We start from the raw sequence: 17148 nt of genomic DNA, 5'->3' as shown, positions 1-17148 counted from the left end.
CGACCCGAGTCTCAGTGGCGCCCGTTCGCCGGGACGGTTGCCCCGATCCGGTCAAGGATCTGTACGGTGGCGCCGCGGGCCAGCCAGTCGCTCAGGGTGGTCAGCTCTGGGTACTGGGCGCGCAGGTCCGCGATGTCGGCGTGCCAGCCGCCGGTTTCGCGGATCAGGCGCCAGGTGTTGCCGAGTTGGGGGCCGATCGCGTCGGCTTCCTCCTCGCCGATCTCGCGGTAGTGGACGGGGTGGCCGACGGCGGCGCTGATGGTGGCGGCCGCGTCGACCGGGGTGATGGCGTCACCCGCCAGTTCGAGGGTGCGGGCGTGCCAGGTTTCGGGGTCGGCGAAGGCCAGGGCGGCGAAGGCGCCGATGTCGTCGATGGCGATCATCTGGAGCGGGTGATCGGCGGGGAACAGGTGCGCGTGTTCGCCGCCTGCGCGGATGCCGTCGACGGGCGACCCGTGCAGGAGGTAGTTCTCCATGAAGCGCACCGGGCGCAACACGGTGTAGCGCAGGCCGGACGCCGCCAGGGCCCGCTCGATCTCCTGCTTGCCCCGCTGACCCCACGATCGCGCGTCGCCCATCGTGGCGACGCCGGTGAACACGATCTGCTCGACACCGGTGGCGCGGGCCGCGTCGATCATGGCGGTGCCGCGGCGGCCCTCGGTGTCCTCGCCCCAGCCTTTAACGCTGTAATCGGCTGGGGGGACCAGGAATACGGCTCGTGTTCCGGCTGCCGCGACACGCAGGGATGGCGAGTCGTCGAAGTCGCCGACCGCCAGTTCGGCACCGGCGTCGGCCAGTGCGCGGGCAGCGGGGGAGTCGGGGTCGCGGACCAGAGCGCGAACCTCGTGTCCCTGATCGAGCAATCGGCGGGCGGTCGCGCCGCCCTGCTTGCCCGTCGCGCCGGTGACCAGAACGGGAAGTACTGATGTCATTGCGGAGGAGCTCCGTTTCGTGATCGATGGTGTGCCTACAATCGGGTCAGTCGACCCGTATTCCGGACGGTACGGGTGGGTGCACCCGGTTGACCAGGTCCGGTGCAGGGAAGGCGTAACGAAATGACGGTCGACCACGGCGTGGAACCGGCGATCCGATCCGACGCGCGTCGCAACCGCGCGCTGATCCTGGCCGCCGCGCAGCGGGCGCTCGCCGAGCGCGGCGCCGCGGTGTCGCTGGCGGAAGTGGCCCGCCGCGCGGGTGTCGGCGCGGGCACCGTCCATCGGCATTTCCCCACCAAAACCGCTCTGCTGGAGGCGGTTATGCAACAGCGCGTCGACGGGCTGGCCGCGTTGGCCGCCGAATATCTCACCGATCCGGACCCGGGTGCGGCCTTCTTCGCCCTGTGCACCCACGTGATCGTGACGACGCCCGGCAACAAGGACCTGTGCGACCTGGTGCAATCCGACGACGGCTGGCCCCGCGCGCTACTGCGCGACGCGGGCAACCGCTTCCACCGTGTTCTGGGCGCCCTGCTCGCCTCGGCCCAACGTCAGGGCGCGATCCGCCGCGATGTGGGGATCGCCGATGTGTTGGACATCTTCACCGGATGCGTTGCGATCCAACGACATCGACGCGCCGAGGATCCACTCGCCCCGGCCGTCGTGCTCATCCTCGACGCGCTGCGAACGCGCCCGTCATCCGTAACGGAACTCGCGACAATCGACCGTAACGAAATTGCGGAAAGTAACGAAACCTCGGCACCCTGCCCTGTCTGCGGCGCGCCCGTCCGCCGACCGGGCATCGGAAGACCGGCCCGCTACTGCTCCCCGGCCTGCCGCCAGAAGGCACACCGCCTGCGCGATCTGCGCAACACCCGGGGCGGCGAGGCAGCTAGAGCAGGTCGCTGACGTCGTCGGGGACATCGACCGCGTATTTTCGCAGGATATCCATGGAGATGACCTCCAGCGCGTTCTCGTGGGTTGCGGCCAGGACCACGGGTGCGGCTACGCCGTCCTCGTGGGCGTGCAACCAGCGGACCGCCACCACGCACCAGCGGTCGCCCGGTTGCAGGCCGGGAAAATTGTTCTCTGGGCGGGGGGTGCTGAGGTCGTTGCCGATGGAGGCCTGATGCTCCAGGAATTCCGCCGTCACGACGGTGCACACGGTGTGGCTGCCGAGATCCTCCGGACCGGTGCTGCAGCAGCCGTCCCGGTAGAAGCCCGTGAGAGGATCGGCGCCGCACTCTTCCAGCGGCCCCCCAAGCACGTTTCGATCGGTCACTCCGCCGATCCTATGGGGCAAGCGCCAGAAGTTCCGCAGGACAACGAATCTGTAGTGTTTCCGCCATACCGCGACGCGCCCGGATACGCCTCGTCGACCTGCTGCGCAGACGCCGCCGACGTGCGGTAACTCTCCGCACGAATAGACTCGCCGGGTGAGTTCGCAAGCGTGGATCCTGATCGCCGCGATCGCCGCCGTCCTGTTGGTGGCGCTCGTCGCGGGTTTCGTCCTGTACAAGCGACGCCAGATTTCGCTGGCCCCGCCCGAGCCGGACAAGGAGTTGACGGACCGCTCCGGTGGTTACACCGCGTCCGGGGGGTTCAGCTTCAGCCAGGGCGGCTCGACGGTGACCGAGCCCGAGCCCGTCCCGGAGCGCACCGATACCGACGGCCAACCGCACGTCGGCGACGACGCCGCGATCCCGCGTGACGCCCCGCGCCGCGGCATCACCGATGTTCCGCTGCCCGAGGGCGATGTCGTCGTCGACGAGACCGTGGTGGTCCCCGACGACGCGTCGGCCCTCGACACCACCGCACCGGCCGAGCCCGACACCGAGACCGCGCCTGGGGACACCGCCCCCACGCCGGAAGCGCCTGTCGACACCGCGCCGACGGAGGTCGACCCGGTCACCACCGCGATCGAGGAGATCGACCCCACCACGGGCCGTCTCGTCCGCCTGCGCGGCCGTTTATCTCGCTCCCAGAACGCCGTCGGCAAGAGCCTGCTCGGCCTGCTCGGCGGCGGCGACCTGGACGAGGATTCGTGGGAGGAGATCGAAGACACCCTGGTGCTGGCCGATATCGGCACCGCGAGCACCGCCAAGATCGTCGAACGCTTGCGCGAAGAGATGGCCGCACGCAGCGTGCGCACTCCCGAACAGGCCCGTGCCGCCCTGCGTGACGTGCTCGTCGAGGCACTGCGCCCCGAGCTCGACCGCTCCATCCACGCCCTTCCACACGGCGACAAGCCCGCGATCCTGCTCGTGGTCGGCGTGAACGGCACCGGTAAGACCACCACCACCGGCAAACTGGCCCGGGTGCTCGTCGCCGACGGCCGCCGCGTGCTGCTCGGCGCCGCCGACACCTTCCGCGCCGCCGCCGCCGATCAGCTGCAGACCTGGGGTGAACGGGTGGGCGCCGAGACCGTGCGCGGCAAAGAGGCCGCCGACCCGGCCGCCGTCGCCTTCGACGCGGTCACCGCGGGCATCGACCGCGGCGTCGACGCGGTCCTCATCGACACCGCGGGCCGCCTGCATACCAAGACCGGCCTGATGGACGAGCTGGGCAAGGTCAAGCGGGTCGTGGAGAAGAAGGGCGAGGTCGACGAGGTGCTGTTGGTCCTCGACGCGACCGTCGGCCAGAACGGCCTGATGCAGGCGCGGGTGTTCGCCGACGTCGTCGATATCTCCGGCGTGGTCCTCACCAAGCTCGACGGCACTGCCAAGGGCGGCATCGTGTTCCAGGTGCAGCACGAACTCGGGGTGCCGGTGAAACTCGTCGGTCTCGGCGAGGGCGCCGACGACTTGGCGCCCTTCGAGCCCGGCGCGTTCGTCGACGCCCTGCTCGGGGGCGCCGCGTAGCGGTTTCGTCGATGCCCGTCCGATCCGGCGATCGGGCGGGCATCGCTGTTTTCGGGGGCTGACATCAGGGTTTCGGAGCAACGGCGTCGCGGTGATTCGCCGCGCGAACTCGCGGCGAATCGCACATCCGTACCGACCTCACCGTGAGCTGACAAGCTCGTGCCAACCACGCGAAACGTGGATGCAACACAACAGCGCTATCCGTTCACTCAGGTGAAACACCACAGCTCAACGGATGAAACACCGAGTGGCGACCCTTCTGTACAGGTCCTTTTGCCGTCATCGGCAGGGCCCGAGATGAGGAGGAACACAAGGTGGCATTTCCACTGATCGGCGCACCGGACGCCGGTGACACCGCCTGGATGCTGGCGTCGGCGGCCCTGGTGCTGTTGATGACGCCGGGTCTGGCGTTCTTCTACGGCGGTATGGTCCGTGGCAAGAACGTGCTGAACATGATCATGATGAGCGTCTCCGCGATGGGCCTGATCACCATCCTGTGGTGTCTATACGGCTTCTCGATGGCGTTCGGCGAGGACAAGGGCAAGCTGGTCGGTGATCCGCTCCAGTACTTCGGCCTCAAGGGCGTCCTGGGCGGCGACTATCTAGCGACTACCGACCCCGCGGCCCCCGCCGCCATCCCGCTGTTCGGCACGATCCCGCTCTCGGTGTTCGTCGCCTTCCAGCTCATGTTCGCGATCATCACGGTCGCACTCATCTCGGGCGCGGTCGCCGACCGCTTGAAGTTCGGGTCGTGGCTCGTATTTGCCGGAATCTGGGCCACGGTCGTCTACTTCCCCGTCGCGCACTGGGTGTTCGCCTTCAGCGGCTACACCGGTGAGAACGGCGGCTGGATCGCCAACAACCTCAAGGCGATCGACTTCGCCGGTGGTACCGCGGTCCACATCAACGCCGGCGCCGCCGGTCTGGTGCTCTGCCTGATCCTCGGCAAGCGCAAGGGCTGGCCGAAGACGCCGTTCCGTCCGCACAACCTGCCGTTCGTGATGCTCGGCGCCGGTCTGCTGTGGTTCGGCTGGTACGGCTTCAACGCGGGTTCGGCGCTGAGCGCCAACGGCGTCGCGGGTGCCACCTTCCTCACCACCACGATCGCCACCGCCGCCGCGATGATGGCCTGGCTGCTCGTGGAGAAGATCCGCGACGGTCACCCGACCTCGCTCGGCGCTGCCTCGGGCATCGTCGCCGGTCTGGTCGCCATCACCCCGGCCTGTTCCTCGGTCAACGTGGTCGGCGCCCTGGCTGTCGGTGTCGTCTCCGGTGCGCTGTGCGCCCTGGCCGTCGGCCTGAAGTTCCGCTTCGGCTTCGACGACTCGCTCGACGTCGTCGGCGTCCACCTCGTCGGTGGTCTGGTCGGCACCCTGATCGTCGGACTCGTCGCTACCAGCGAAGCTCCCGCAGGTGTCGATGGACTGTTCTACGGTGGTGGAGTCGAGCAGTTGAAGCTGCAGGCTGTCGGTGCCTTCGCCGTTCTCGCCTACTCGCTGGTCGCCACGGCCATCATCGCGTACGCGATCAAGTTCACGATCGGCCTGCGCGCCAGTGAAGAGTCCGAGGCTGCGGGCCTCGACGAAGCCGAGCACGCGGAAACCGCATACGATTTCGCTGCTGTGGGTGGCACGGCACGCACGCTCGTCAAGGAGGCATGACGAACATGAAACTGGTTACGGCAATCGTCAAACCGTTCACGCTCGAAGATGTGAAGTCCGGGCTGGAACAGGCAGGCGTGCTCGGCATGACCGTCAGCGAAGTCCAGGGCTACGGCCGGCAGAAGGGCCACACCGAGGTGTACCGCGGTGCTGAGTACTCGGTGGATTTCGTTCCCAAGGTCCGGGTCGAGGTCGTCGTGGACGATGCGTCGGTCGAGAAGGTCGTCGAGGTGATCGTGGAGGCCTCGCGCACCGGCAAGATCGGTGACGGCAAGGTATGGGTGACCCCGGTGGACACCATCATCCGCGTCCGTACCGGCGAACGCGGGACCGACGCACTGTAATTCGGTCAGTCACGCACGAGGAATCGATCGAGCGGCGGCCCCGCTCCCACCGGTGAGAACTCCGGTCGGGGCGGGGCCGCCCGCATGAAATGGTGGTGTGGGCTGTGGCACAGCGGAACGGCGGTATTCAGAACAACGGAGCGGCGGATCTGGTCAAGGCCAGGGCGCAGCTGCTCGACGGAGCGGGCACCCGCAATCCGCGGCTCGATCCGGAATCGCTGCGCGAGGCCCTGGTCGACCTGTTCGAACTGTGGCTCACCAGCAAGGGCAGCGAACTCGGCATCACCGCCGACAGCGGCCTGTCGGTCGTGGCTGTCGGCGGGCTCGGACGCCGCGAGATGCTGCCCTACTCCGATCTCGACCTCGTGCTGCTGCACGACGACGTCGACCCGAAGGTGGTCTCCGAGGTCGCCGATCAACTCTGGTATCCCCTGTGGGACGCCCACATCAAGCTCGACCACAGCGTGCGCACCGTGCCGCAGGCGTTGCGGGTGGCCGCCGACGACATGATCGCCGGGCTCGGCCTGCTGGAAGCCCGCCACATCGTCGGCGACCGAGACCTCAGCAATCTGCTCATCGGCGGCGTGCGCCGGGAGTGGCGCACCGGGATCAGGTCCCGCTTCGACGATCTCATCGCCCAGGCCGGCGCACGCTGGCAGCGCAGTGGCGAGATCGCCCATCGCGCCGAACCCGATCTCAAGAACGGTCGCGGCGGGCTGCGCGATATCCAGCTGCTCGACGCGCTCGCGATCGCCCAGTTGACCGACGCCATGCCGGGATTGGGCCCCGAGGTCCCCGGCGGCGGCCTCAAACAGGCCCACCGGCGGCTGCTGGACGTGCGCACCGAACTACATCGGGTCGCCGGCCGGGCCCGCGATCAGCTGCGCGCCCAGGACGCCGACGAGATCGGCGCCGCGCTGCGCATCGGTGACCGTTTCGATCTCGCCCGGACATTGACCGATTCGGCGCGTACGGTGAGCTATTCGTGCGACGTCGGTCTGCGCACGGCCGCCAACGCGCTCCCGCGGCGCGGCCTGGCCCGACTGCGCCGGATGCCGGTGCGCCGACCACTCGATGAGGGGGTGGTCGAGCACTCCGGCGAGGTGGTGCTGGCCAGGGACGCCCGCCCGCAACGCGATCCCGGGCTGATCCTGCGGGTGGCCGCGGCGTCGGCGCAGACCGGGCTGCCGATGTCGGCGACCACGCTCAACCGCCTGTCCGAGGACGCGCCCGAACTGCGCGAACCGTGGCCGAAGGACGCGCTCAACGATCTGCTCGTACTGCTCGGCGCGGGCCGAGGCAGCATCGACGCGGTCGAGGCACTCGATCGAACCGGATTGTGGGGCAGGCTCTTTCCCGAATGGGGCGCGGTCCGCGATCTGCCGCCGCGCGATGCGATGCACACCTGGACCGTCGACCGGCACCTCATGGAGACCGTCGCCTTCGCGAGCAGCCTGAGCACCAGGGTGGCCCGGCCCGACCTGCTCGCGCTCGGCGCGCTGCTGCACGATATCGGCAAGGGGCGCCAAGGCGACCACAGCATCGTCGGCGCCGAACTGGCCACGCATATCGGCCGCAGGCTCGGAATGTGGCCCTCGGACGTGCGTACCCTCAGCGCGATCGTGCGCCACCACCTGCTGCTGCCCGACACCGCGACCCGGCGCGATCTCGACGACCCGGCCACCGTGCAGCACGTCGCCGACGCCCTCGGGGGAGACGTCGGTCTGCTCGAACTGCTGCACGCGCTGGCCGAGGCCGACTCGATGGCCACCGGCCCCGGTGTCTGGGGCGACTGGAAGGCCTCGCTGATCGGGGAACTGGTGCGCCGCTGCCGACTCGTCATGGCGGGCGAGCCACTGCCGCAACCGGAACCGATCGACCCGGAGCTGTTGGACAAGGCCGGAGCGGGCGGCGTCCACGTCAGCCTCGTGCCCGGCGACGGTAAACACACCTTCGTGGTCACGGTGATCGCCCCCGACGAACCCGGCCTGCTCTCCGACGCCGCCGGTGTCCTGGCGCTGCACGCGCTGCGGGTGCTCTCGGCCTCGCTGGGCAGTGCGGGCGATTCGGCGATCAACACCTTCGTGGTGATGCCGAAATTCGGCGACCCGCCGGACGCGGGTCTGCTGCGTCAGGAGCTCATCCGAGCCACCACCGGCGCGCTGAACCTGCCCGAAGTGCTGGCCAAGCGCGAAGCCGAGGCAGTCGGGACCGGGCCGGGTCGCTACGCGCGTGCTGCCCCGCGACTGATCTGGTCACCGGTCAGCACGCCGGGACAGGTGATTCTCGAACTGCGCGCCGACGACCGGATCGGTTTGCTGAGCAGACTGGCAGGCGCCTTCGCCGCGACGGGAGCCAACGTCCGGTGGGCCAAGGTGGTCACGATGGGCTCGGCCGTGGTCGACGCCTTCTGTCTCGAACTGGGCGACGCCGACAGCCCGGCTCTGCGCGACCGCATCGAAAAGGCCGTCCTCGAGGTGGTTCCGCGGCCCGCTCCCGCCCCGCCGCCGACTGCGACAACCGAGGCCGACTGACACCGCAAGGACACAGTTTACTCACTGATTGCTATCAGGTTGCTACACAGCGTGCTCGCGGCCCGATAAGTCGATATGGGACCTATAGCATTCCCCTGGTCCGGCTGTCACTCGTACGAGGGGAGCTGATCCGTTGGCTATCGAAGTCGTTTCCGCGTCGATGATGACCAGCGACGCGACCGCGCACATCGCGCGGTGCGTCGGTGGTGACCTGTGGGTGGTTTCGTGGTTGCCGGGTCGCACCCTCAGTGGTGCGCAGGCGTTGGCCGCGATGACCATCGCCTCGACCGCCGCCCACCATGCCGGCAGTGCCGATTCCGAATGGCTTCGGATCGAGGCGCTCTCGCGGGAACTCGGCCTCACCGGCAGAGAAGCGGTGTACCTGGTGGACATCGAATCGCACGAGTTGCGCCGCACGGCGCCACCGCACGTGCAACATACCGAATAACCTCCATTACCCTGGGAGGGCAATAGACGTCCGACTTCGGTCTGACGACCTGAGACCCTTTCAGATCAGGAGCGCGATCGGTGTTCGAATCCCTGTCCGACCGGCTTACCGGTGCACTGCAGGATCTGCGCGGTAAGGGGCGTCTGTCACCGGCCGACATCGACGCCACCGCGCGCGAGATCCGCCTCGCACTCCTCGAGGCCGACGTCGCGCTGCCCGTGGTGCGCGGCTTCATCGCCAACGTCAAAGAACGCGCCAAGGGCGCGGAGGTCTCCGGCGCGCTCAATCCCGCGCAGCAGGTCGTCAAGATCGTCAACGAGGAACTCGTCGCCATCCTCGGTGGCGAGACCCGTCGCCTCAACCTCGCCAAGAACCCGCCGACGGTCATCATGCTGGCCGGTCTGCAGGGTGCGGGTAAGACCACGCTCGCGGGCAAGCTGGCCAAATGGCTCAAGGGTCAGGGGCACCAACCGTTGCTGGTGGCCTGTGACCTGCAGCGTCCCGGCGCGGTCACCCAGCTGCAGGTCGTCGGTGAGCGCGCGGGCGTGCCCGTGTTCGCCCCGCACGGCGGCACCTCCATCGGTGGCGGCGAGAATCCGCTCGGCATCACCGCGGCCGATCCGGTCGCCGTCGCCGCGGCCGGTATCGAAGAGGCCAAGGCCAAGCAGTACGACGTGGTGATCGTCGATACCGCCGGTCGCCTCGGTATCGACGCCGAGCTGATGCGCCAGGCCGCGGGCATCCGCGATGCCGTGCAGCCGGACGAGACGCTGTTCGTGCTCGACGCGATGATCGGTCAGGACGCGGTCAGCACCGCCGAAGCCTTCCGCGACGGTGTCGGGTTCACCGGTGTCGTGCTCACCAAGCTCGACGGTGACGCCCGCGGTGGTGCGGCGCTGTCGGTACGCAATGTCACCGGTGCGCCGATCATGTTCGCCTCCACCGGCGAGAAACTCGAGGACTTCGACGTCTTCCATCCCGACCGGATGGCCTCGCGCATCCTCGGCATGGGCGATGTGCTCACCCTCATCGAGCAGGCCGAACAGGTCTACGACGCCGAGCAGGCCGAGGAGACCGCGCGCAAGATCGGCAGCGGCGAACTCACCCTCGAGGACTTCCTCGACCAGATGCTGGCCATCCGCAAGATGGGCCCGATCGGCAACCTGCTCGGGATGCTGCCGGGCGCCGGTCAGATGAAGGACGCGCTGGCCGCGGTCGACGACAAGCAGCTCGACCGGGTGCAGGCGATCATCCGGGGCATGACCCGCGCCGAGCGGGACAACCCGAAGATCATCAACGCCTCGCGGCGCCTGCGCATCGCCAACGGTTCCGGGGTGCAGGTCTCCGAAGTCAACCAGCTCGTCGACCGGTTCTTCGAAGCCAAGAAGATGATGGCGATGATGGGTCGGCAGATGGGGATGCCGGGAGCTCGCCGCGGCAACAATAAAAAGGGCGGTAAGAAGGGCAAGAAGGGCGGGCGTGGGCCCACTCAGCCCAAGATGCGCGGTGGATTCCCCGGAATGCCCGCCGGAATGCCGGGCTTGCCGCCGGGCATGGATCTGTCGAACATGCCGCCCGGTCTCGATCAGCTGCCGCCCGGCCTGGAGGGCATCGACCTCTCCCAGCTGAAGTTCCCCAAGAATTGAGTTGTTCGTACTGAAAAGCCGTGGCAGGTGAGTGATCACCTGCCACGGCTTTCTCATCGGCTCAGATCACGCCGGGAATCAACGCTTTGCGGGTGGTCGGGTAGTCGGCGAACTTCTCGCGGTACCACCGGTGGGTGGCGAAGGCGCGTGGCACCAGGTTGCCCGCGGTGATCAAGAAGATCGCGACGCCGGCCAGTGACCAGGTGAGCAGGGCGAATCCGGCCCAGGCGATCAGTTCGCCGAGGTAGGCGGGGCTGCTGACGAAACGGAAGCCCGCGCCGTGCGGGACCCGGTACTCGGCGGCGCCGGGGTTGTTCTTGTCCCGCAGATTGCGCACGATCGCCTCGGACCGCACCAGCAGTCCGAAGCCGCACAGGTACACGACCAGCCCGATCAGGAAACGCGGATCGGTGAGCCAGGCGGTGCCGTACTGGTTGTTGTAGTCGTTGCTGAAGAACGCGCCGTTGAGGTAGCCGTGCAGCGCCGTCACGAACACGCCCGCCGCGACCACCGACACATTGAAACTGCTCGTCTTGCCCGGCACCTGCCGGATGGAGAGCGGGAAGAACCAGCCACGGTTGCCGTAATGCAGCAACCAGATGGCGGCCAGTACCAGCGGCACCGGTTCGAAGCGATCGGGTCCGCTGAGATAGAACACCGCGAACACGACGGTCGCGGGCAGTTCCATCAGCCACCAGCCCAGCTTGGGGTTGAGATTGAAGCCGACCTTGTTCGAGGCGAAGCGGCCGTAGGGGCTCTGCGCGAACAATCCGCCGACGATCACGAACGCGGCGAAGCCGAAGGCGATGGCCAGCACGGTGTCGTAGGTGGTGTTCCCGGTGTACCAGTCCATCGAGATCCTCTTGTCCAACAGGCGCCGGGCACGATCGCCGACGCAAAACTAGAACACGTTCTATCATGGATCGCGCAGGGGAAGCGTGAGTATGGAGGACGTACATGTCGTTGGATCGGACCGACGAGGACCTGCTCGCGGCTGTGCAGGCGTCACCGCGTGCCGTGGCCGCGCACGACAAGACCGCCTGGGTCGCGCTGTTCGCCGAGCAGGCCGCGGTGCACGACCCGTACGGCTCGCGTGAGCACATCGGCCCCGACGCCATCTCGCGCTTCTACAACGTCTTCATCGCGCCGAACTCCATCGCCTTCCGCATCGATCGCGACCTCGTCGCTGGGTACACGGTGGTGCGTGACCTGCACATCGAGACCACGATGTCGACCGGCGCCACCGTCACCGTGCCGATGCATCTGCGCTACGACCTGGTCGGCACCGACGGCGGCTGGCGGATCGCCCGGCTCGCCGCGCACTGGGAGCTGGGGGTGATGATCGCGCGACTGCTGCGCACGGGGCCGTCCGGAGTGCTCGCGGGCGCGAAGCTCGGACCGCAACTCGTCGCCGAGCTCGGCATCGGCGGTGCGATGGGGATGATGCGGGCCCTGCGCGGTGTGGGCGGGTCGGGCAAGCGCCTCGTCCGCCGACTGTTCGCCGCGGCGGCGTCCGGGGACTCGGGTGGGGTGCGGGCGCTGCTCGATGAGCGGACGGTGATCGAGCTGCCGGTCGGGCACCCGATCTCGGTGGCGGAATTCGCCGATCGCGCGCGAGACATGGAGTGGGACAAGATGATCGCCGCGGGACGTACCGTCAGTGTGAGCGTGCGAGTCGGTGCGTCGCGAGGCGTGGCCTTCGTCGATTGCGCGCCGGACCGCCCGCGCATCACCGCGGTGCGGGTCTTTCTCGACGGCGATCCTTCGGACGACTGACCATTTGCCCGGAGGGTGTCGAGCCGACTCCCGCTTCTGCCGCGACGAGCGGTGCCTCGGCGCGTGTGCGTGTGCTGATCGTGCGCGGTAGGTTCGGTCTCAGGCCGACGACTGGAGGTTCGTGTGCATCTGCGTGGTGTGGTTCTCCCCGACGACCGGGAGCGCGACCTCTGGGTCGTCGACGGCAGAGTGACGTTCGAGCCGATGCGCGGTGCCGAAACCCTGTGCGGCGCAGGCTGGATCGTGCCGGGACTGGTCGACGCCCACTGTCATGTCGGAATCCGCTACGGCGGCGGGGACGAGACCCACGAGGGCGCGATCGAGCAAGCCGAGACCGAACGTGACGTGGGCGCGCTGCTCCTGCGCGACGCGGGCTCGCCGATCGACACCCGATTCATCGACGAGCACGCCGAGCTGCCGCGGATCATCCGCGCGGGCCGCCACATCGCCCGGCCCAAGCGCTACATCCGCGAACTCGGCATCGAGCTCGACGACGAACGCGACCTGCCCGAGATCGTCGCCGAGCAGGCCCGCTTCGGCGACGGCTGGGTCAAGATCGTGGGGGACTGGATCGACCGCACCGTGGGCGACCTGCGGCCGCTGTGGAGCGACGACATCCTGAAGCAGGCCATCGACGCGGCCCACGCGAACGGAGCCAGGGTCACCGCGCACGTGTTCGGCGAGGACGCGCTGCCCGGCCTGATCAACGCGGGCATCGACTGCCTCGAGCACGGCACCGGCATCACCGACGACACCATCGAGCTGATGGTGGCCAACGGCACCGCCCTGGTCCCCACCCTGATCAATATCGACACCTTCCCCGGCATCGCCGACAGCGCCACGAAGTTCCCGGTCTACGCGGCCCACATGCGTGATCTGCACCGCCGCGTCCGCGACACCGTCGGCAAGGCCCACGAGGCGGGCGTGCCGATCTACGCGGGCACCGACGCGGGCGGCTCCATCCGGCACGGCCGCATCGCCGACGAGATCACCGCGCTGTCCGGCGCGGGCCTGTCACCCCACGACGCCCTCGGCGCCGCCTCCTGGAACGCCCGCACCTGGCTCGGCCGCCCCGGCATCGACGAGGGGGCCCCGGCCGACTTCGTCGTCTACGCCGACGATCCCCGGGTGAATCCCCAGTCGCTCACCGACCCACAATGGGTTGTCCTGCGCGGCCTGGTGGTGAAGACCCCCGATCCGGTCACCGGGCACCGCTGACTCGGCGTTGCGCGGCGTCAGCGGAGGCGATTTCCGGCCGTCGCGGGTCGTCTGGCAGAATGAACCCTCGTCCTTCCTGGACAGTGTCAGCCCGTCTCCGGTTACGTACCGCGCGGCGGTCACGCACACATGCGCGAAACCGGACCCGCAGACCATGCGGGTCGCTGAATCGCGTGGTGACCAAAACTACCGAAAGAAGACTGAACAGCATGGCTGTCAAGATCAGGCTCACCCGTCTCGGCAAGATCCGCAACCCGCAGTACCGCGTCGTCGTCGCCGACGCCCGCACCCGTCGTGACGGCCGGGCCATCGAGTCCATCGGCCTGTACCACCCGAAGGAAGAGCCTTCGCTGATCCAGATCGACGCCGAGCGCGTCGCGTACTGGCTGTCCGTCGGCGCGCAGCCGACCGAGTCGGTGCAGCGTCTGCTGGAGATCACCGGCGACTGGCAGAAGTTCAAGGGCCTGCCGGGCACCGAGGGCACCCTGAAGGTCAAGGCCGAGAAGACCTCCAAGCTGGACCTGTTCAACGCCGCGCTCGCCGCCGCCGACAACGCGCCCACCACCGAGGCCGTCACCCCCAAGAAGAAGGCCGCCAAGAAGGACGAGGCTGCCGCTGAGGAAGCCGCCACCGAGGCTGCCGAGTAATGACTGCTGTTGTTGCCGATGCCGTCGAACATCTGGTTCGCGGCATCGTCGCCAACCCTGACGACGTCCGTGTCGAGCTGCTCACCGGCCGTCGTGGACGCACCGTCGAGGTACATGTCCATCCTGAAGACCTGGGCAAGGTGATCGGGCGCGGTGGTCGTACCGCGACCGCGCTGCGCACCCTGGTCGCCGGCATCGGCGGCCGTGGGATCCGGGTCGACGTGGTCGATACCGACGCCTAGATGGAACTCGTCGTAGGTCGGGTCGCCAAGTCGCACGGCGTACGCGGCGAACTCGTCGTCGATGTGCGCACCGACGAGCCGGACGTCCGGTTCGCGCCGGGCGTCACGCTGCGCGGCAGGATGCCGAAGTCCTCGGCGACCCGTGACTACACCGTGAAGTCGGCCCGAGAGCACTCGGGCCGGCTTCTGGTGTTCGTCGACGGTATCGACGACCGCACCGCCGCCGACGCCCTGCGCGGCACGTTGTTCGTCGTCGACAGCGATTCGCTGCCGCCGTCGGAGGACGACGACGCCTTCTACGACCACGAACTCGAAGGCCTTCGGGTCGAGTTCGCCGACGGCACCCTCGTCGGCACGGTCACCGAGGTGCTGCATTCGGCCGCGGGCGAACTGCTGTCGGTGCGTGCCGCCGACGACGGTCGCGAAATTCTCATTCCCTTTGTCACCGCCATCGTGCCGACGGTCTCGCTCGCCGATGGACTGGTGGTCATCACACCGCCCGAGGGCCTGCTCGATCCGGAGTAATTCGTGCAACTCGACGTCGTCACGATCTTCCCGGAGTATCTCGAGCCGCTGCGCACCGCGCTGCTCGGTAAGGCCGTCGACAAAGGCCTGATCTCGATCGGTGTGCACGACTTGCGCGACTGGACCCATGACGTGCACAAGTCGGTCGACGACTCGCCCTACGGCGGTGGTCCCGGCATGGTCATGAAGCCCACCGTCTGGGGCGACGCCTTGGACGAGGTGTGTCCCGACGACGCCCTGCTCGTCGTGCCCACTCCGGCCGGTGTGCCGTTCACCCAGGCCACCGCGCAGCGCTGGGCCACCGAGAAACACCTCGTCTTCGCCTGCGGGCGCTACGAGGGCATCGATCAGCGCGTATTCGACGACGCCGCCCGCCGCGTCCGCGTCGAAGAGGTGAGCATCGGCGACTACGTCCTCATCGGCGGCGAGGCCGCGGTGCTCGTGATGACCGAGGCCGTGGTGCGGCTGATCCCCGGCGTGCTCGGCAATCAGCAGTCCCACCAGGAGGATTCGTTCTCCGACGGACTCCTCGAAGGTCCCAGCTACACCCGGCCGGTGTCGTGGCGCGGCCTCGACGTACCCCCGATCCTGCTCTCGGGCGACCACGCGAAGGTAGCCGCGTGGCGCCACGAACAGTCACTGGAACGCACCGCGCGGCGTCGGCCCGATCTGCTGCCCTGACCTATCCCGCGATCACGCGGGTGGTGATACAGAACGGATGGCCTGCGGGGTCGAGCAACACCCGCCAGCGTGGATCCGGTTGTACCGGTGCGGGTTTCGCGCCGATCGCGAGGGCGTGCTGTTCGCACAGATCCAGATCGGCATCGGCGGCCAGATCGAGGTGTACCGCGGCGGTGCCAGGCCACTGCGGCGGATAGTAGTCCGCCACGTGCTGTGCGGCGATGGTCAGTCCCGACGGGATCCGGATCCCGACGCTGTGCGCGTCGTTCCACAGGACACGGCCACCGAGCAGCCCGAGGTAGAAGCGGGCGAGGGACTCGGGGTCGTCACAGTCCAGTGAGAGGCCGGCCAGTTGAAAAGGCTCCGTCATCGGACCGACGGTACCGGGCTGGATGCGCCCCGAGATTGTTTTGTCCCAAAGACATTTGGGTATCCATCGAGGTCATTCGTTGTGTGAACGTCCAAAGTGAGGATTGCTGGTTCCATCCGGAATCGGTTCGGCCCCTGCGTCTTTCGGCACGATCGCCTCCGGTGCGGTGGATCCCAACGAGCGGTGCGTCGATGTTCCCAGTACAAGCATTGCATCCGTAGATGATCGGCCGGTGCCGACGCGCGTGCGGCGCGACGTTCGACGTCGGTGGCTCGCGCCGCCGCGGGCGATCGCGTCCGCCCGGGTGGCCGTTGCCGTGCGTCGAAACATTTGTGTGGCCCGAATGAAAGTGATATATCGCACATACCGGACAGTGGGTCAACGGGCCGGTGCGGCGGCGGTTCAGGGCAGCAAGCCGTGTCGGCGTGCCAGCGATACAGCTTCGTGGCGAGTGCCGGCATCGAGCTTACTCATCGCCTGCCGCAGATAGCTCTTGACGGTTTCGGCGCCGAGTGAGAGCCGAAGCGCCGCTTCCTGATTCGTGCAGCCGAGGGCGATCTGGGCGAGCACATCGAGTTCACGCCGCGACAGTCTCGGCGTCTCGGCGCCGGGCCCGCCGGTCAGCACCCCGGTCAATCGGTCGCACACTCCGGAAAGCCGGTCGCGCAGTGCGAGATCGCCGGTCGCGGTCGCGAGGGCACGGAGTTCGGCGTGGATCTCGCGCAGCTCCTCGGTCACCGCGGGCGTGGACGCGGGCGCCGGCGTCGCGAGGTCGAGTAGTCGAACCCGCCGGTCCACTTCGTCGCGGACGGCGATCTCGGCGGCCAGCCTTCTACCGGCCTGCAGGATCACCTCGGCGGTGCGGTCGCCGAGGGGACTCGCGCCACGAGTGGCCGCGTAGAGCACCGCGCGAGGCCGGTCGGCGACCAGGACCGGCACGGCCATCACCGACCGCAGCCCCTCGCCGACCACTGCGGCGTCGTAGTGGTGGGTGATGGTGGAGGCGCCTCGATAGTCGGCCACCGACGCCGGTCTGCGGTACTCCATGGCCTGTCCGCCGAGCCCGGAGGTGCGCAGCACCGACAGCCCGCGCAGGCCCGTGGTGACGGTGCCCGCGAACTCGGTGAGCAGCAGGGTGTCCTCGTCCACCGCGCCGCCGAACACCACCGGGACGCTCGCCCGGCGCGCCACCCAGCGGATCTCGGCGCGCAGCGCGTCACCGTCGCGCGGGCGCAACAGGGAAGTCATGGATCACCCCTT

18 protein-coding genes are annotated in these 17148 nt (G+C 68.3%); 13 read left to right on the top strand and 5 right to left on the bottom strand.

Features of this window, described 5'->3' with window-relative positions:
- Positions 1-11 precede the first annotated feature (11 nt).
- Positions 12-932, bottom strand: coding sequence for an NmrA/HSCARG family protein (locus tag QX204_RS22885; RefSeq protein ID WP_301902197.1), 921 nt, complete (start codon positions 930-932; stop codon positions 12-14).
- Between the two features lie 123 nt (positions 933-1055).
- Between QX204_RS22885 and QX204_RS22880 the strand changes: the two genes are divergently transcribed.
- A complete protein-coding gene (locus QX204_RS22880; RefSeq protein ID WP_301902195.1) occupies positions 1056-1844 on the top strand; it encodes a TetR/AcrR family transcriptional regulator in 789 nt (262 codons plus the stop codon).
- Here QX204_RS22880 and QX204_RS22875 read toward each other — a convergent pair.
- The gene (locus QX204_RS22875; RefSeq protein ID WP_014987060.1) at positions 1828-2217 is read right to left on the bottom strand and encodes a DUF2237 family protein; all 390 of its coding nucleotides are present in this window, start codon (positions 2215-2217) and stop codon (positions 1828-1830) included. The genes QX204_RS22880 and QX204_RS22875 overlap by 17 nt on opposite strands.
- A 154-nt stretch (positions 2218-2371) precedes the next feature.
- On the opposite strand from QX204_RS22875, the gene ftsY reads away from it, so the two are divergent.
- The 6 genes from ftsY to ffh all read left to right on the top strand — a co-directional run bounded on the left by ftsY (position 2372) and on the right by ffh (position 10429).
- The gene (gene ftsY, locus QX204_RS22870; RefSeq protein WP_301902192.1) at positions 2372-3796 is read left to right on the top strand and encodes a signal recognition particle-docking protein FtsY; all 1425 of its coding nucleotides are present in this window, start codon (positions 2372-2374) and stop codon (positions 3794-3796) included.
- A gap of 314 nt (positions 3797-4110) precedes the next feature.
- The gene (locus tag QX204_RS22865; protein WP_062986933.1) at positions 4111-5457 is read left to right on the top strand and encodes an ammonium transporter; all 1347 of its coding nucleotides are present in this window, start codon (positions 4111-4113) and stop codon (positions 5455-5457) included.
- Between the two features lie 5 nt (positions 5458-5462).
- The gene (locus tag QX204_RS22860; protein WP_056815692.1) at positions 5463-5801 is read left to right on the top strand and encodes a P-II family nitrogen regulator; all 339 of its coding nucleotides are present in this window, start codon (positions 5463-5465) and stop codon (positions 5799-5801) included.
- Positions 5802-5890: 89 nt separating this feature from the next.
- Positions 5891-8335 (top strand): [protein-PII] uridylyltransferase, encoded by a 2445-nt coding sequence (locus tag QX204_RS22855; RefSeq protein ID WP_301902189.1) that lies wholly within the window; start codon positions 5891-5893, stop codon positions 8333-8335.
- Positions 8336-8468: 133 nt separating this feature from the next.
- Entirely contained in the window at positions 8469-8783 is a 315-nt protein-coding gene (locus QX204_RS22850; protein WP_301902188.1) for a hypothetical protein, read from the top strand.
- An 80-nt stretch (positions 8784-8863) separates the two neighbouring features.
- Positions 8864-10429 carry a signal recognition particle protein gene (gene ffh, locus QX204_RS22845; protein ID WP_056811842.1) on the top strand — a complete coding sequence of 522 codons (1566 nt, stop codon included), beginning with the start codon at positions 8864-8866 and terminating at the stop codon, positions 10427-10429.
- Positions 10430-10490: 61 nt separating this feature from the next.
- Here ffh and QX204_RS22840 read toward each other — a convergent pair whose 3' ends face one another.
- A complete protein-coding gene (locus QX204_RS22840; RefSeq protein ID WP_062986935.1) occupies positions 10491-11282 on the bottom strand; it encodes a phosphatidylethanolamine N-methyltransferase family domain-containing protein in 792 nt (263 codons plus the stop codon).
- A 104-nt stretch (positions 11283-11386) separates the two neighbouring features.
- Here QX204_RS22840 and QX204_RS22835 point away from each other — a divergent pair, with 104 nt between their 5' ends.
- The 6 genes from QX204_RS22835 to trmD all read left to right on the top strand — a co-directional run bounded on the left by QX204_RS22835 (position 11387) and on the right by trmD (position 15518).
- On the top strand, positions 11387-12205 hold the full coding sequence (locus QX204_RS22835; protein ID WP_301902186.1) for a nuclear transport factor 2 family protein: 819 nt from the start codon (positions 11387-11389) through the stop codon (positions 12203-12205).
- 123 nt (positions 12206-12328) lie between these two features.
- Positions 12329-13423, top strand: a complete 1095-nt coding sequence (locus QX204_RS22830; protein ID WP_301902184.1) for an amidohydrolase family protein — start codon at positions 12329-12331, stop codon at positions 13421-13423.
- A 209-nt stretch (positions 13424-13632) separates the two neighbouring features.
- Complete coding sequence (gene rpsP / locus QX204_RS22825; RefSeq protein WP_301902182.1) at positions 13633-14070, top strand: 30S ribosomal protein S16; 438 nt, start codon at positions 13633-13635, stop codon at positions 14068-14070.
- Positions 14070-14312 carry an RNA-binding protein gene (locus tag QX204_RS22820; RefSeq protein ID WP_056811833.1) on the top strand — a complete coding sequence of 81 codons (243 nt, stop codon included), beginning with the start codon at positions 14070-14072 and terminating at the stop codon, positions 14310-14312. The genes rpsP and QX204_RS22820 overlap by 1 nt, the downstream gene beginning before the upstream one ends.
- Complete coding sequence (gene rimM, locus QX204_RS22815; protein ID WP_301902178.1) at positions 14313-14837, top strand: ribosome maturation factor RimM; 525 nt, start codon at positions 14313-14315, stop codon at positions 14835-14837.
- 3 nt (positions 14838-14840) lie between these two features.
- Positions 14841-15518, top strand: a complete 678-nt coding sequence (gene trmD, locus QX204_RS22810) for a tRNA (guanosine(37)-N1)-methyltransferase TrmD (RefSeq protein ID WP_301902177.1) — start codon at positions 14841-14843, stop codon at positions 15516-15518.
- A 1-nt stretch (position 15519) separates the two neighbouring features.
- On the opposite strand, the gene QX204_RS22805 is transcribed toward trmD, so the two are convergent.
- Both QX204_RS22805 and QX204_RS22800 read right to left on the bottom strand, forming a co-directional pair.
- Entirely contained in the window at positions 15520-15888 is a 369-nt protein-coding gene (locus tag QX204_RS22805; RefSeq protein ID WP_056811825.1) for a VOC family protein, read from the bottom strand.
- A gap of 402 nt (positions 15889-16290) precedes the next feature.
- Positions 16291-17136, bottom strand: a complete 846-nt coding sequence (locus QX204_RS22800) for a helix-turn-helix transcriptional regulator (protein ID WP_301902176.1) — start codon at positions 17134-17136, stop codon at positions 16291-16293.
- Positions 17137-17148: the final 12 nt, after the last annotated feature.

This window comes from Nocardia sp. PE-7, assembly GCF_030486425.1.
Taxonomy (GTDB): Bacteria; Actinomycetota; Actinomycetes; order Mycobacteriales; family Mycobacteriaceae; genus Nocardia; species Nocardia salmonicida_A.
The sequence above is the reverse complement of the archived record's forward strand: the minus strand, read 5'-3'. Positions and strand labels throughout refer to the sequence as shown.